This window comes from Streptomyces sp. NPDC004539 (assembly GCF_040610055.1).
Classification (GTDB): Bacteria; Actinomycetota; Actinomycetes; order Streptomycetales; family Streptomycetaceae; genus Streptomyces.
The window spans coordinates 37617-51284 of record NZ_JBEXLS010000013.1 but is presented as its reverse complement, the minus strand read 5'-3'; the positions used below and the strand labels follow the sequence as shown (position 1 = coordinate 51284).

11 protein-coding genes are annotated in these 13668 nt (G+C 69.5%); 1 reads left to right on the top strand and 10 read right to left on the bottom strand.

Going from position 1 to position 13668, the window contains the following annotated elements; translation table 11 throughout:
* Nucleotides 1-4: 4 nt before the first annotated feature.
* The 10 genes from ABZX85_RS25925 to ABZX85_RS25880 form a co-directional block, all read right to left on the bottom strand.
* Nucleotides 5-1774 carry an IucA/IucC family siderophore biosynthesis protein gene (locus ABZX85_RS25925; protein WP_355873065.1) on the bottom strand — a complete coding sequence of 590 codons (1770 nt, stop codon included), beginning with the start codon at nucleotides 1772-1774 and terminating at the stop codon, nucleotides 5-7.
* Nucleotides 1771-2307, bottom strand: coding sequence for a GNAT family N-acetyltransferase (locus tag ABZX85_RS25920; protein WP_355873063.1), 537 nt, complete (start codon nucleotides 2305-2307; stop codon nucleotides 1771-1773). The genes ABZX85_RS25925 and ABZX85_RS25920 overlap by 4 nt, the downstream gene beginning before the upstream one ends.
* On the bottom strand, nucleotides 2304-3572 hold the full coding sequence (locus tag ABZX85_RS25915; protein WP_355873060.1) for a SidA/IucD/PvdA family monooxygenase: 1269 nt from the start codon (nucleotides 3570-3572) through the stop codon (nucleotides 2304-2306). Before ABZX85_RS25915 ends, ABZX85_RS25920 begins: the two co-directional genes overlap by 4 nt.
* On the bottom strand, nucleotides 3556-4998 hold the full coding sequence (desA, locus tag ABZX85_RS25910; protein ID WP_355873058.1) for a lysine decarboxylase DesA: 1443 nt from the start codon (nucleotides 4996-4998) through the stop codon (nucleotides 3556-3558). Before desA ends, ABZX85_RS25915 begins: the two co-directional genes overlap by 17 nt.
* Before the next feature lie 146 nt (nucleotides 4999-5144).
* Nucleotides 5145-5957, bottom strand: coding sequence for a siderophore-interacting protein (locus ABZX85_RS25905; protein WP_355873055.1), 813 nt, complete (start codon nucleotides 5955-5957; stop codon nucleotides 5145-5147).
* A 7-nt stretch (nucleotides 5958-5964) separates the two neighbouring features.
* On the bottom strand, nucleotides 5965-7023 hold the full coding sequence (locus tag ABZX85_RS25900) for an ABC transporter substrate-binding protein (RefSeq protein ID WP_355873053.1): 1059 nt from the start codon (nucleotides 7021-7023) through the stop codon (nucleotides 5965-5967).
* A 134-nt stretch (nucleotides 7024-7157) separates the two neighbouring features.
* Nucleotides 7158-8318, bottom strand: coding sequence for an acyl-CoA dehydrogenase family protein (locus ABZX85_RS25895; RefSeq protein ID WP_355873051.1), 1161 nt, complete (start codon nucleotides 8316-8318; stop codon nucleotides 7158-7160).
* Complete coding sequence (locus ABZX85_RS25890) at nucleotides 8318-9271, bottom strand: hydroxymethylglutaryl-CoA lyase (protein WP_355873048.1); 954 nt, start codon at nucleotides 9269-9271, stop codon at nucleotides 8318-8320. The genes ABZX85_RS25895 and ABZX85_RS25890 overlap by 1 nt, the downstream gene beginning before the upstream one ends.
* Nucleotides 9264-11189 carry a biotin carboxylase N-terminal domain-containing protein gene (locus ABZX85_RS25885; protein ID WP_355873046.1) on the bottom strand — a complete coding sequence of 642 codons (1926 nt, stop codon included), beginning with the start codon at nucleotides 11187-11189 and terminating at the stop codon, nucleotides 9264-9266. The genes ABZX85_RS25890 and ABZX85_RS25885 overlap by 8 nt, the downstream gene beginning before the upstream one ends.
* Before the next feature lie 106 nt (nucleotides 11190-11295).
* On the bottom strand, nucleotides 11296-12912 hold the full coding sequence (locus tag ABZX85_RS25880) for a carboxyl transferase domain-containing protein (RefSeq protein WP_355873043.1): 1617 nt from the start codon (nucleotides 12910-12912) through the stop codon (nucleotides 11296-11298).
* A 98-nt stretch (nucleotides 12913-13010) separates the two neighbouring features.
* Here ABZX85_RS25880 and ABZX85_RS25875 point away from each other — a divergent pair, with 98 nt between their 5' ends.
* Nucleotides 13011-13613 (top strand): TetR/AcrR family transcriptional regulator, encoded by a 603-nt coding sequence (locus ABZX85_RS25875; RefSeq protein WP_355873040.1) that lies wholly within the window; start codon nucleotides 13011-13013, stop codon nucleotides 13611-13613.
* Nucleotides 13614-13668 lie beyond the last annotated feature (55 nt).

Sequence of the window (13668 nt, the reverse complement as noted above, 5' to 3'; positions counted from 1 at the left end):
TTGATCAGTACCCCGTGACGGGATTGTTCAAGGTACCGATCAGCTGGAGGGCGCCCGCCGGATCGGCCAGGTCGACCATCTGCTGGTTGTCGCGCAGCTGGAGCCGGTTCAGGCAGGAGCGCGCGAACTCGGGGGCGAACATGTCGTACTGCCGGAACTTCTCGGCGAGTTCGGGGTGCGCCTCCTGGTAGGAGCGGGTCGTCTCGGCGACCGTCCGCCAGAAGTCGTCCTCGGTGAGGACGTTCTCCGCGGCGAGGTCGGAGGCGAGGAAGCGGAAGAAGCAGTCGAAGACGTCCGTGAAGATCGACAGCAGCTTCTTGTCCTCGGGGACCTCGACGGCGATCCGCCGGACCTCGGGCGGCAGCACCGCGTCCGGGTCCATGACGGCGATCTCCTCGGCGATGTCCTTGTAGACCGCCCGCTGCACGACCCCGTCCCGCAGGACCAGGATCGTGTTCTCGCCGTGCGGCATGAACACCAGGTCGTAGGCGTAGAAGGAGTGCAGCAGCGGCGTGTAGTAGGCGTCCAGGTAGCGCCGCAGCCAGTCGGCCGGCTCCAGTCCGGACCGCGCGATCAACTCGGCGGCCAGCGAACGGCCTTGGTGGTCCACGTGGATCAACGAGGCCATCGTCGCGAGCTGTTCGCCGTCCTGGAGGGCGGAGACGGGGCTCTCGCGCCAGAGGGCGGCCAGCATCTTGCGGTACGGGGAGAAGCGGTCCGTGGCGGCCTCGTACTCCAGGTGGCGGTAGCCGACGGCGGCCCGCTCCCGGATGATCGACAGCCCGGACGCCTTCAACACGGCGTCGTTGTCGATCAATTGGGCCAGCCAGTCGTTGATGGCCGGGGTCGCCTCCATGTAGGCGGCCGAAAGCCCGCGCATGAAGCCCATGTTGAGGACCGACAGCGCCGTTTTGACGTAGTGCTTCTCGGGGCTGCTGCTGTTGAAGAAGGTCCGGATCGACTGCTGGGCCAGGTACTCGTCGTCGCCCTCGCCGAGCGGGACCAGCGTGCCGCGCGCGACCTCGGCCGCGAACGTCACCGTCAGCTTGTTCCACCACTGCCAGGGGTGGACCGGGATGAGGAGGAACTCGGCCGGGTCGTGGCCCTGTTCACTTAGCCGGGCATGGAACCGCTCGACGGTCTCCGCGCCCAGCTCCTGCCGGACGAACGACTCGTACTCGATGCCGACGCCCGCCGTGAACGCGGCGCGCGAGCGGTGCGCGGCGAGCCACACCAGACGGACCGGGTGCGCGGTCTCCGGCGCGTACGACAGGTACTCGTGCACCCCGAAGCCCAGCCGGCCGTTGTTGGCGACGAAGCAGGGGTGGCCCTCGGTCATGCCGGTCTCGATCGCCTGGAAACCGGCGTCGATCAACTCGGCGGAGGTCAGCTGGGGTTTGGTGAGCTTGTAGCAGGTGCCGGAGAGGGTGGAGGAGATCTCCTCCAGGTAGACCGGCAGGACCTTGTCGCCGAGGCCGAGGGTGTCCTTCAGCTCGATGAAGAAGTCCATTGCGGCGAGAGGGAGTTCGGCCCCGGCACGGGTGCGGGTGATCGAGTCCGCGTCGACCTGCCAGTGGTCGAGGGCGCGGCGGACGGCCGTGAAACGGTAGGCGGTCTCGCCGTCGTCGCTGCGCACGACGTAACCGCCGTCCCGCTCCTCGGGGTCGAGGAGGCACTCGTGCGCGAACTCGGCGAGCGCCTTGCGGATCAGCAGGCGGTTGGCCTTCTCCCAGCGCTCCGGGGAGAGATGGGCCACGGCGTCGGCGAGGCTCACGCGGTCACCGCCGTCGCGCGCTTCGCGAGGAACTGTTCGCGGGTGCAGAAACTCAGCAACGCTGTCTTCTCCGGTTTCTGGATCTCGCGCTCGGCGACGAATCCGACGGCTTCGTTCAGGGCGTGGACGGCACTGTTGGAGACGTCCGGTTCGACGACGACCCGCCGGACGTCCGGGTCCTCGAAGAGGTGGGCCATGACGGCGGTGATGACGGCCAGGGTGAAGCCGCTGCGGGGGGTGTCGGTCGCGGGGGTGAGGAAGTGCATGCCGACGTCACCGGGCAACGGGTCGTAGAGTCCCGGCAGTTCGCGGTGGACGGGGTCGTAGCGCTCCATCACGAAGACCGGGACGCCGTCCTCCAGGCCGAGGAAGGCTTCCTGGTGCTCGTCGGCGGCGACGGCCATGTAGGCGCGCTCGACGTCCTCCAGCCTCGCGTCCAGCATCATCCAGTAGGCCGCCTTGGGGTGGGTCAGCCAGGAGTGCAGGAGTTCGGCGTCGGTGAGGGGGTCGACGGGGCGGAAGGCGAAGTTCATATCGCGAACTCCTGGAATGCGATGGTCTTCTCCACCGGGTAGTACTCGCGGCCCAGCAGCTCCGCGATGATGCTGCTGTTGCGGTACGCGCCCATCCCCAGGTCGGGAGAGGTGACGCTGTGCGTGTGCACGCCCGAGTTCTGGAGGAAGACGCCCCGGCCGGTCGTGTCGATCGCGTAGTTGCGGGCGACGTCGAAGTTGCCGTGGCCGTCGTAGACCAGGCGGTCGCGGATCGGGGCGAGGAACTCGGGCTCGTTGTAGACGTAGCCGGTCGCCAGGACCAGGCCCTCCGTCGTCAGCTCGAAGTCCTTCTCCTGCTCCTCCTGACGGAACGTCAGGGTGTAGTGACCGCTGTCGTAAGTCGCCCCGTTCAGCGCGGAGTTGGTGAGGAGCCGGGTGGGGACCGGGCCGCCGAGGTTCTTCTGGTAGAGCAGGTCGAAGATCTCGTTCACGAGGTCCCCGTCGATCCCCTTGAACAGGCCCTTCTGCTGCGCAGCGAGCCGGTAGCGGGTCGCCTCGGGGAGCGCGCGGAAGTAGTCGATGTACTCCGGGGAGGTCATCTCCAGCGTCAGCTTGGTGTATTCGAGCGGGAAGAAGCGCGGGGAGCGCGTCACCCAGTTCAGCCGGTAGCCGTGGACGTCGATCTCGCTCAGCAGGTCGTAGTAGATCTCGGCGGCGGACTGCCCCGAGCCGACCAGCGTGATCGACTCCTTCTTCACCAGCTCCGAACGGTGCTCCATGTAACGGGAGTTGTGGATGAAGTCGCCGCCGAGCCCCGCGACGGCCGCCGGGTGATACGGCTGGGTGCCGGTGCCGAGAACCAGCCTGCGGGCGCGGTAGGTGTCACCGGCGGTGGTCTTCACCGCGTACGACTCGCCGTCGTACGTGACCTCTTCGACCGTCGTAGAGAAGCGCACGCTGGTCAGCTTGTTGGCGGCCCAGCGGCAGTAGTCGTCGTACTCCACCCGCAGCGGATAGAAGTTCTCGCGGATGTAGAACGGGTACAGGCGGCCTTTCTCCTTCAGGTAGTTGAGGAAGGAGTAGGGCGAGGTGGGGTCGGCGAGGGTGACCAGGTCCGACATGAACGGGGTCTGGAGGTGGGCGCCGTCGAGGAACATGCCCGCGTGCCACTCGAAGTCCGGCTTCGACTCCAGGAAGACGCCATCGAGTTCGGCGATCGGCTCGGTCAGGCAGGCGAGGCCGAGGTTGAAGGGGCCGAGGCCGATGCCCACGAAGTCATGAGTGGTGTCAGGACGCGCGGTCAAGGGACTCTCCCAGGTACTGCTCGGCGTGGCCGGCGATCAGGTCGAGGACGGCGGTGATGTCGTCCGGCGTCGTCTCGGGGTTGAGCAGGGTGAACTTCAGGTAGTGGCGGTGGCCGACCTTCGTGCCCGCGACCACCGCGTCACCGGACGCGAACAGGGCCTTGCGGGCGTACAGGTTGGCGCGGTCGATCTCGGCCGGGTCGGTGACGGCGGCCGGGATGTAGCGGAAGACCAGCGTGGACAGCGACGGCTCCACGACGACGTCGAACCTCGGGTCGGCGGCGAGGAGTTGCCAGCCTTCCACCGCCAGGTCGCAGACCTCGTCGAAGAGTTCGCCGATGCCGTCCGACCCCATCGTGCGCAGCGTCATCCACAGCTTGAGCGCGTCGAAACGGCGGGTCGTCTGGAGGGACTTGTCGACCTGGTTCGGGATGCGCTCCTGCACCATCCGGCGCGGGTTCAGGTACTCGGCGTGGTAGGTCGCGTGCCGCAGGGTCGCCGCGTCCCGGACCAGGACGGCCGACGAACTCACCGGCTGGAAGAAGGATTTGTGGTAGTCGACCGTGACGGAGTCGGCGCGCTCGATGCCGTCGATGCGGTGGCGGTACTTCACGCTGGCCAGCAGGCCGCAGCCGTACGCCGCGTCGACGTGCAGCCACGTGCCGTACTGGGCGCAGAGTTCGGCGATCTCGGGAAGCGGGTCGATGGAGCCGAAGTCCGTGCTGCCGGCGGTGGCGACGACGGCCATCGGGGTGAGACCGGCGGCCTCGCAGCGCTCCAACTCCCGGGCCAGGGCGACCGTCTGCATCCGCTTCTCGTGGTCGACGGGGATCGAGACGACCGAATCGGCGGACAGGCCGAGGAGTTTGGCGGACTTCTTCACGCTGAAGTGGCTGACCTCCGAGGCGAAGACGCGCAGTTTCCCGAGGTCGTCGGTCTTGGCCTCCTCGCGGGCCAGCAGCAGCGCCTGGAGGTTGGACTGGGTGCCGCCGGAGGTGAAGACACCGTCCGCGGACCTGCCGAGGCCGATGCGCTCGGTCGTCCAGTCGATCAGTTTCCGCTCGATCAGCGTGCCGCCCGCCGACTGGTCCCAGGTGTCCAGCGAGGAGTTGACCGCGCTCAGGACGGCCTCGCCGAGCACCGCCGGTATGACGACCGGGCAGTTGAGGTGGGCGAGGTAGCGCGGGTGGTGGAAGTAGACCGCGTCCCGGAGGTAGACCTCCTCCAGCTCGTCGAGGACCGCCGAGGTGTCGTACAGCGGCTTGTCGAGGTCGATCCGCTCGATGCGGGGGGCGAGGGCGTCGACCGTGACGCCGGTGAACGGCCGGTCGGTGGCGGCGAGTTTGGCGGCCACCCGTGCCACTCCGTCGGTCACGGAGCGGCGGTACTGCTCCGCGGTCGTGTCGTTGAGCAGGTGCGAGCGCATGCGGGGGTCCTCCGGGGGAAGGGGACGGTGGCGGCGTGGGGGGTGATCGGCGCGAGTGGGGGACGATCGCGAGGTGATCAAAGTAAGGTTAGCCTAGCCTAAGTTTGCTGTTCGAAATCGCGACCGTGCGGTGACCGTGATCACGTTTACTCCCCGGCGGCCCGCAATTCCTCTTCGGACATCCCCTGTCGCCAATAACCGACAAAAGTGACCCGGCGTCGGTCGATGCCGCGCTCCTGGACGAAATGCCGCCGAAGCGCTTTCACCGAACCGGATTCCCCGGCGATCCAGACGTACGGAAGTTCGGCGGGCGGCAATGAGGCGGCGCGAAGATGGGCGAGCGAATCCTCGCCGACCAGCCAATTGATCTCGGTGTCGGGAGGGGCGGTCAGGTGAATGACGTCCGAGGTGTCATGGACGTCGATCCACACCCGGACCTTCTGGCGTTCCGGAAGCGCCTCAAGAATCGCGGCGATGGCCGGGAGCGCGGTCGAATCGCCCCACAGGACCAGGAGATCGGCGTCCTCGGGCGCCCGGAAACGGATCGCCCGGTTGTCGGCCACGGCCGGCCCGAGGAGGAGCACCCGGTCGCCGGGCGCGGCCCGTTCGGCCCACGCGGAGGCGGGCCCGGCCGGGGTGTGGAGCACGAAGTCGATGTCGATCTCGTCGGGCCCGCAGCGCAGTTCCCGCAGGGTGTACGACCGCATCACCGCCCGTACGTCGTCGGGGAGGTCGCGCCAGCCCTGCCACCAGCCGTCGCCGAGTTCGATCGGGACGCGCGGTTCTCGCTGGCCGGGATGCGGGACGAACAGCGACAGGGACTGGTCGTACCCATGGGAATGGAAATGCCGGAGATCGTCACCGGCGAAAGAGACACGGACGAGAGACGGCGAAATCCGCCGAGTCCTCGTCACGTGAAGGGAAAAGAAACGGAACGGGGACTCGGCGGAATCGGTCATCAGGCGATCACGAGACCTTCTTGGCCTTCTCGATGGCCTCGGCGAGGTTCTCCAGCAGCGGGGCGCACTTGTCGTACGACAGAATCGGCTCGGTCGAACGCGGAATGACCTGGCCGGCCTTGACGGCGGGCAGCTTCTTCCAGGTCTCCTTGGTGATCGCCGCGGGCTGGATCGCGGACGTGCGGTCGTCCATCAGGATGACGTCCGCCGGGTACTTGTCGACGTTCTCCCAGCTCAGCGACTCGTACCAGCCGCCGCTCGCCTTGAGGACGTCGGCCGGCGGCTCGACGAAGTTCACGCCGAGGGCCTTGAAGTACTCCAGGTCGATGGAGAGGTTGCTGCCGGAAACGTAGAACAGCTCGGCGCTCGCGGAACCGACGAGGACCTTGATGTCGGGCTTGGCCTTCGCGGCGGCGCGCAGTCGGGTCGCCGCGTCCTCGAACCGCTTCTTCGCTGCGGTCACCTTCGCGGCCGTCATGTCCGCGCCGAGCGACTCGGCCAGCTCCCACATCCGCTCCAGCGGCGCGGTGAGCTGACGGTCGAACACCGAGATCCCCACGCTGGGCGCCAGCTTGGCGATCTTGTCCTTGGACGCCTCGGGGACGTACCAGAGGGTGCCGGCCGAGTCGAACATGGTGGAGATCAGGACGTCCGGCGCGAGGGCGGCGTACTTCTCGACGTTGAACTCGTCCCAGATGTTGCCGAGGATCTCGACCTTCGTGACGTCCATGTCGCCGGCCTGGACGTCGGCCTTGCCGTCGGCGGTCCTGGTCGGGCCGAAGACGCCCTTCACCTCGACGCCGTAGTCGTGGAGCGCGGCGCCGACGCCGACGAAGGCGACGATCGTCGAGGGGGTCTTGTCGAGCTTCACGGTCGTGCCGCGGTCGTCCTTGAACGTCCACGGGCCGGCGGCGGTGGCCTTCGCGCTCGGGCTCGACGACGAGTCAGAGCCACCGCTTTTCGCGTCGTCGTCCCCGCAGGCCGCGAGGACGGCTCCGAGGCCGAGGGCACCGCCGGCGGCGAGGATGCCGCGGCGGGTCAGGTGGGTGGCTCTGGCGTTGGGCATGAGGGTGGCTGCTTTCGAACGTGCGGGATCACCGCCGGACAGATCGAAAGATAGGTTAGCCTAACCTCAGAAGATCTTCCTAGGGGTGAGGGCCTTGGATCGAAAGCTATGAGCGCCCTGTGGCTCGCATGTTGTCAGCTCACGAGGCCCAACTCCCTTGCAATCAACATCCTTTGCACTTCGCTCGTACCCTCCCCGATCTCCAGGATCTTCGAGTCGCGCCACATCCGGGCCACCGGATACTCGTTCATGAAGCCGTAGCCGCCGTGGATCTGCGTCGCGTCGCGGGCGTTGTCGACGGCGACCGTCGAGGAGTGCAGCTTCGCCAGCGCCGCCTCCTTCTTGAAGGGTTCGCCCGCGACCAGCCGGGCCGCCGCGTCCCGCCACGCCAGGCGCGCGGTGTGGGCCTTCAGCTCCATGTCGGCGATCTTGAACTGGATGGCCTGGTTGGCGCCGATCGGCCGCCCGAACGCCTCGCGCTGCTTCGCGTACTTCACCGACTCGTCCACACAGCCCTGCGCGAGACCCGTCCCCAGCGCGGCGATCGCGATCCGGCCCTCGTCCAGGATGCGCAGGAACTGCGCGTAGCCGCGCCCCAGTTCACCGAGGAGGTTGGCGGCCGGCACGCGGACGTCCGCGAAGGACAGCTCGCGGGTGTCCGAGGCGTTCCAGCCGACCTTCGAGTACGGGGCCGCGACCGTGAAGCCCGGGGTGCCGGACGGGACGATGATCGACGAGATCAGCGGCTTGCCGTCCGGCTTGCGGCCGGTGACCGCCGTCACCGTCACCAACCCGGTGATGTCCGTGCCCGAGTTGGTGATGAAGCACTTCGTGCCGTTGATCACCCATTCGTTCGTCTCTGGGTCGAGGCGGGCCGTCGTGCGCGTCGCGCCCGCGTCGCTGCCGCCGTCCGGTTCCGTCAGGCCGAAGGCGCCGAGGATCTCGCCCGTGCACAGGCGCGGGAGCCACTCGCGCTTCTGCTCGGCCGTGCCGAACAAATGGATCGGCATCGCGCCGAGCGAGACGCCGGCCTCCAGGGTGATCGCCACCGACGAGTCGACGCGGGCCAGTTCCTCCAGCGCGACGCCGAGTGCCAGGTAGTCGCCGCCCATCCCGCCGTACTCCTCGGGGAACGGCAGGCCGAACAGGCCCATGCGGCCCATCTCGCGGACGATCTCGTAGGGGAACTCGTGCCGTTCGTAGAAGTCGCCGATCTTCGGGGCCACGACGTCGTGCGCGAACTCCTCGACCGTGCGGCGGAGTTCTTCCAGCTCGGGGGAGAGGCGGTAGTCCATCACTGTTCCTTGTGGTCCGGGTGGTCCTGGTGGGAGAGGGCGCGGACGGTGCGGGACGGGCTCGGGCGGCCCAGCCGGCCGGCCATCCACTCGCTCGTGGCGACGAGACGGCCGAGGTCGGTGCCGGTGTCGATGCCGAGGCCCTGGAGCATCCACACGAGGTCTTCGGTGGCGAGGTTGCCGGTGGCCGACTTGGCGAACGGGCAGCCGCCGAGGCCGCCCGCGGAGGCGTCGACGGTGGTGACGCCGTGCTGGAGGGCGGCCAGGGTGTTGGCGAGGGCCTGGCCGTAGGTGTCGTGGAAGTGGACGGCCAGGGCGGAGATAGGGAGTTGGGCGTCGTCGAGTGCTGTGAGCAGCGCTTTCACGTGGCCCGGTGTCGCCACGCCGATCGTGTCGCCGAGGCTCAACTCGTCGCAGCCCATGTCGTACAGGGCCTTGGCGACCTTGACGACCTGGGCGATCGGGACCGGGCCCTCCCAGGGGTCGCCGAAGCACATCGAGAGGTAGCCGCGGACGTGGGCTTGGTGTTCCTTCGCGCGGGTGACGACCGGTTCGAACATCGCGAGCGACTCGTCGACCGTGCGGTTGAGGTTGGCCTTGGCGAAGGATTCGGTGGCGCTCGCGAAGACGGCGATCCGCGTCGCGCCGAGGGTGAGGGCGCGGTCGAGGCCGCGGTCGTTGGGGACCAACACGGGGAGATCGACGGGGAGTTCGCTGATCTGCGGGAACAGGGCCTCGGCGTCCGCCAGTTGGGGGACCCACTTGGGGTGGACGAAGCTCGTCGCCTCGATGGTGGTGAGGCCGGCGGCGGCCAGGCGGTGGATGAACTCCGCCTTGATCTCGGTGGGGACGGTCGTCTTCTCGTTCTGGAGGCCGTCCCTGGCGCCGACTTCGTGGATGCGTACGCGACCGGGGAGGCCGTCGGCCCGGACGGTCATGGGGAGTTCAGGCATCGGGGGCCTCCTCGCGGGGCTGGGGTGTCACCACGGCGAGGATCTGGTCCATGGCGACCGTCGTGCCCGGCTTGACGTCCAGCTCGGTGACCGTGCCCGCGTGGGGGGCCGCGATGACGTGCTCCATCTTCATCGCCTCGACGACCAACAGGCTCTGGCCGGCGGTGACTTCGTCGCCGGGGGAGACCTTGACGACCGTGACCGTGCCGGGCATGGGGGCGGTGAGGGCGTCGGCTCCCGCGTGGGCCGTGGTGGTGAGGGAGGCGGCGACCGGGTCGTGGTCGCGGACGTGCCAGGATTCGCCGTCGCGGCCGAGCCAGTCGGCTGCCCGGTGGAAGGTGTGGCGGAGGCCGTCGAGGGTGACGGTCACCTGGTCGCCGGTGACGGTGTGGGTGCCGCGCGGGGCGTACTCCCGGGGCTCCTGCACCTTGAGGTGGAAGGCGGCCGGCTTGGGCACGCCGCCCAGCCGCCACCCGCTCGGTACGGAGAAGGGGTCGACCCACCCTTCCCGGGCGGGCCGGAGCGCGTCGAGACGTACGGCAGCCGCCGCCTCGTACACCTCCTCCGGTACGGCGTCGGAGACCAGGTCCGCCACGACCCGCTCCACCAGCCCCGTGTCCAGCTCGCCCGCGACGACCGCCGGATGGGCCAGCAGCGCGCGCAGGAACCCGGCGTTCGTCTGCACGCCCAGCGTGACCGTCTCCGCCAGGGCCGCCCGGAGCTTGCGCAGGGCCGTCTCGCGGTCGGGCCCGTACGCGATGACCTTCGCGAGCATCGGGTCGTACAGGCTGCCCACTTCCGTGCCCTCACTGAGCCCGGAGTCCGTGCGGACGCCGGCGCCCTCGGGCTCGCGGAGCCTCAGGATCGTCCCCCCGGAGGGGAGGAACCCGCGCGCGGGGACCTCCGCGCAGATCCGCGCCTCCACCGCGTGCCCCTTGAGGGCGATGTCCTCCTGCGCGAACGGCAGCCTCTCCCCGGCCGCGACCCGCAACTGCCACTCCACGAGGTCGATGCCGGTGACGAGTTCGGTGACCGGGTGCTCCACCTGGAGGCGGGTGTTCATCTCCATGAAGCAGTACTGCGAGGCGTCGGCGCCGGGGACGATGAACTCGACGGTCCCCGCCCCGACGTACCCGCAGGAGCGGGCCGCCTGCACCGCCGCCTCGCCCATCGCCGCGCGCGCGGCGGCGTCGAGGAAGACCGAGGGGGCCTCCTCGATGACCTTCTGGTGGCGCCGCTGGAGCGAGCACTCGCGCTCGCCGAGATGGACGACGTTGCCGTGGCCGTCGGCCAGGACCTGGATCTCGATGTGCCGGGGGCGGTCGATCCAGCGCTCGACCAGGAGCGTGTCGTCCCCGAAGGAGGCGCGGGCCTCGCGGCGGGCCGCCGCGATCTCGTCGTCCAGCGTGGTCATGTCCCGGACCAGGCGCATGCCCTTGCCGCCGCCGCCCGCGCTGGGCTTGAGCAGCACGGGGGCGCCCAACGCGCGGGCCGCCTCGGCGAGTTCGGGGTCACGGCCGCCCGGGACGACGGGGACGCCGGCCGCCTCGACGGTCTCCTTGGCGCGGATCTTGTCGCCCATCAGGGCGATCGCCTCGGCGGGCGGCCCGATGAAGACGAGCCCCGCCTCGGCGCACGCGCGCGCGAACGAGGCGTTCTCCGCGAGGAAGCCGTACCCGGGGTGGACCGCCTGGGCGCCGGTGCGGGCGGCGGCCTCAAGGATGCGCTCCGCCGACAGATAGCTCTCCGCCGCGGGCGCCGGGCCGATCCGTACGGCCGTGTCGGCCTCGCGGACGTGCCGCGCGTCCGCGTCGGCGTCCGAGTACACGGCGACCGAGCGGACGCCCAGCGCGCGGAGCGTGCGGATGACGCGGACGGCGATCTCGCCCCGGTTGGCGACCAGAACGGTCCCAAACATGAAGGATTCTCTTTCCACTAGATCACCGCAACCATCAATTGAGGAACCACGACGGCGAGCAACCAGGTCCGCGAGAGCGGCGGCGGTTTAGTCGCAAAGGCAGCCCTCACATCCGGAAGATGCCGAACTGGGGTGCACCCAGGGGCGCGTTCGCGCAGGCGGTCAGGGCGAGTCCGAGGACTTGGCGGGTCTCCAGGGGGTCGATCACGCCGTCGTCCCAGAGGCGGGCGGTCGCGTAGTAGGCGTTTCCCTGGCGGTCGTACTGGGCGCGGATCGGGTCCTTGAAGGCGGTCTCCTCCTCGGCGGGCCACTGCTCGCCGCGCGCCTCCAGCTGGTCGCGCTTGACGGTCGCGAGGACCGAGGCGGCCTGTTCGCCGCCCATGACGGAGATCTTGGCGCCGGGCCACATCCACAGGAAGCGGGGGGAGTAGGCCCGGCCGCACATCGAGTAGTTGCCCGCGCCGTACGAGCCGCCGATCACGACCGTCAGCTTCGGCACGCGCGTGCACGCCACGGCCGTGACCATCTTCGCGCCGTGCTTCGCGATGCCGCCCGCCTCGTAGTCCCTGCCGACCATGAACCCGGAGATGTTCTGGAGGAACACCAGGGGGATGCCGCGCTGGTCGCACAGCTCGATGAAGTGGGCGCCCTTCTGGGCCGACTCGGAGAACAGGATGCCGTTGTTGGCGACGATGCCCACCGGGTGGCCCTGGATGTGCGCGAAGCCGGTGACCAGCGTCTGGCCGAACTCCGATTTGAACTCGGCGAACCGGGAGCCGTCGACGACACGCGCGATGACCTCCCGGACGTCGTACGGGGTGCGGGGGTCCACCGGGACCGCGCCGTACAGGCCGTAGGGGTCGACCTTCGGCTCGGTGGCCTGGCGCACCGCCCAGGGGAGCGGGCCCCGCGCGGGGAGCGTCGCGACGATGTTCCGGACGATGCGCAGCGCGTGCGCGTCGTCCTCCGCGAGGTGGTCGGTCACACCCGACACGCGCGCGTGGACCTCGCCGCCGCCCAGCTCCTCGGCCGTGACGACCTCTCCGGTGGCGGCCTTCACCAGCGGGGGGCCGCCCAGGAAGATCGTCCCCTGGTTGCGGACGATCACCGCCTCGTCGCTCATCGCGGGGACGTACGCGCCGCCCGCCGTGCAGGAACCCAGGACGGCGGCGATCTGCGGGATGCCGGCGCCGGACATGCGGGCCTGGTTGTAGAAGATGCGGCCGAAGTGGTCGCGGTCCGGGAAGACCTCGTCCTGCATGGGGAGGAAGGCGCCGCCCGAGTCCACCAGGTACACGCAGGGGAGGCGGTTCTCCAGGGCGACCTCCTGCGCGCGGAGGTGCTTCTTCACGGTCATCGGGTAGTACGTGCCCCCCTTGACCGTGGCGTCGTTGGCGACGATCACGCACTCGCGCCCGCTCACGCGCCCGATGCCGGCGATCACCCCGGCGGCCGGGGCCTGGCCGTCGTACATGCCGTCCGCCGCGAGCGGGGCCAGCTCCAGGAAGGGGGAGCCGGGGTCCAGGAGGGTGTCCACGCGGTCGCGGGGGAGGAGTTTGCCGCGCGCGGTGTGCCGGGCGCGGGCCTTCTCGCCGCCGCCGAGACGGGCCGCCGCGAGCTTGCCGCGCAGCTCCTCGACGAGGGCCTGATGCGCCGCCTCGTTGGCCCGCCAGGACTCCGACGCGGGGTCTGCCGCGCTGGTCAGCACCGGTTCCTGCGCCATCTCGCGCTCCCCTTCCGCAACAGTGGGCTGACGTTAATGAGCGTTAACTCATGCCTCCATGTTAACGACCGCTAACAAGCCTGTCTAGAATCGATTTCATGGGCACCAGAACCGACGCCTCGACCCGGCGCGACCAGATCCTCGGGGCAGCCGCGCGCCTCTTCGCCGAGCGCGGGTTCCACGGCGTCGGAGTGGACGAGATAGGTGCGGCCGTCGGCATCAGCGGGCCCGGTCTGTACCGGCACTTCGCCGGGAAGGACGCGATGCTCGCGGAACTGCTCGTCGGCATCAGCGGCCGGCTCCTCACCGGCGCGCGCAGGCGCCTCCAGGAGGCGGCCGACGGTACGTCGCCCTCCCGGGTGCTCGATTCCCTGGTCGAGGGGCACATCGACTTCGCCCTGGACGACCGTCCGCTGATCACCCTCCACGACCGCGAGCTGGACCGGCTGCGCGAGAGCGACCGCAAGCTCGTGCGGCAGCTCCAGCGGCAGTACGTCGAGCTGTGGGTGGGCGTCGTCCGGGAGGTCTATCCGGGGCTGGCCGAGCCCGCCGCGCGGTCGGCCGTCCACTCCGTCTTCGGGCTCCTGAACTCCACGCCTCACCTGGGGCGCGCGGGGTCGCTTCCCGGGAGGGGGGACACGGCGCTGCTGCTGCACCGGATGGCTCGGGGGGCGTTCGCGGCGGCTGCGGAGGGGGAGTGAGGGGGTGATGGGGAGGGGTGTGTCGTACGCGTCGGGGAGGGGTGCCTCGTGCGCG

What these genes read in the sequence shown, in the direction of transcription:
- ABZX85_RS25920 (WP_355873063.1), bottom strand. Translation starts at nt 2,307, where the DNA reads ATGAACTTCGCCTTCCGCCCCGTCGACCCCCTCACCGACGCCGAACTC.
- desA (WP_355873058.1), bottom strand. Translation starts at nt 4,998, where the DNA reads ATGCGCTCGCACCTGCTCAACGACACGACCGCGGAGCAGTACCGCCGC.
- ABZX85_RS25905 (WP_355873055.1), bottom strand. Translation starts at nt 5,957, where the DNA reads ATGACCGATTCCGCCGAGTCCCCGTTCCGTTTCTTTTCCCTTCACGTG.
- ABZX85_RS25900 (WP_355873053.1), bottom strand. Translation starts at nt 7,023, where the DNA reads ATGCCCAACGCCAGAGCCACCCACCTGACCCGCCGCGGCATCCTCGCC.
- ABZX85_RS25895 (WP_355873051.1), bottom strand. Translation starts at nt 8,318, where the DNA reads ATGGACTACCGCCTCTCCCCCGAGCTGGAAGAACTCCGCCGCACGGTC.
- ABZX85_RS25890 (WP_355873048.1), bottom strand. Translation starts at nt 9,271, where the DNA reads ATGCCTGAACTCCCCATGACCGTCCGGGCCGACGGCCTCCCCGGTCGC.
- ABZX85_RS25885 (WP_355873046.1), bottom strand. Translation starts at nt 11,189, where the DNA reads ATGTTTGGGACCGTTCTGGTCGCCAACCGGGGCGAGATCGCCGTCCGC.
- ABZX85_RS25880 (WP_355873043.1), bottom strand. Translation starts at nt 12,912, where the DNA reads ATGGCGCAGGAACCGGTGCTGACCAGCGCGGCAGACCCCGCGTCGGAG.
- ABZX85_RS25875 (WP_355873040.1), top strand. Translation starts at nt 13,011, where the DNA reads ATGGGCACCAGAACCGACGCCTCGACCCGGCGCGACCAGATCCTCGGG.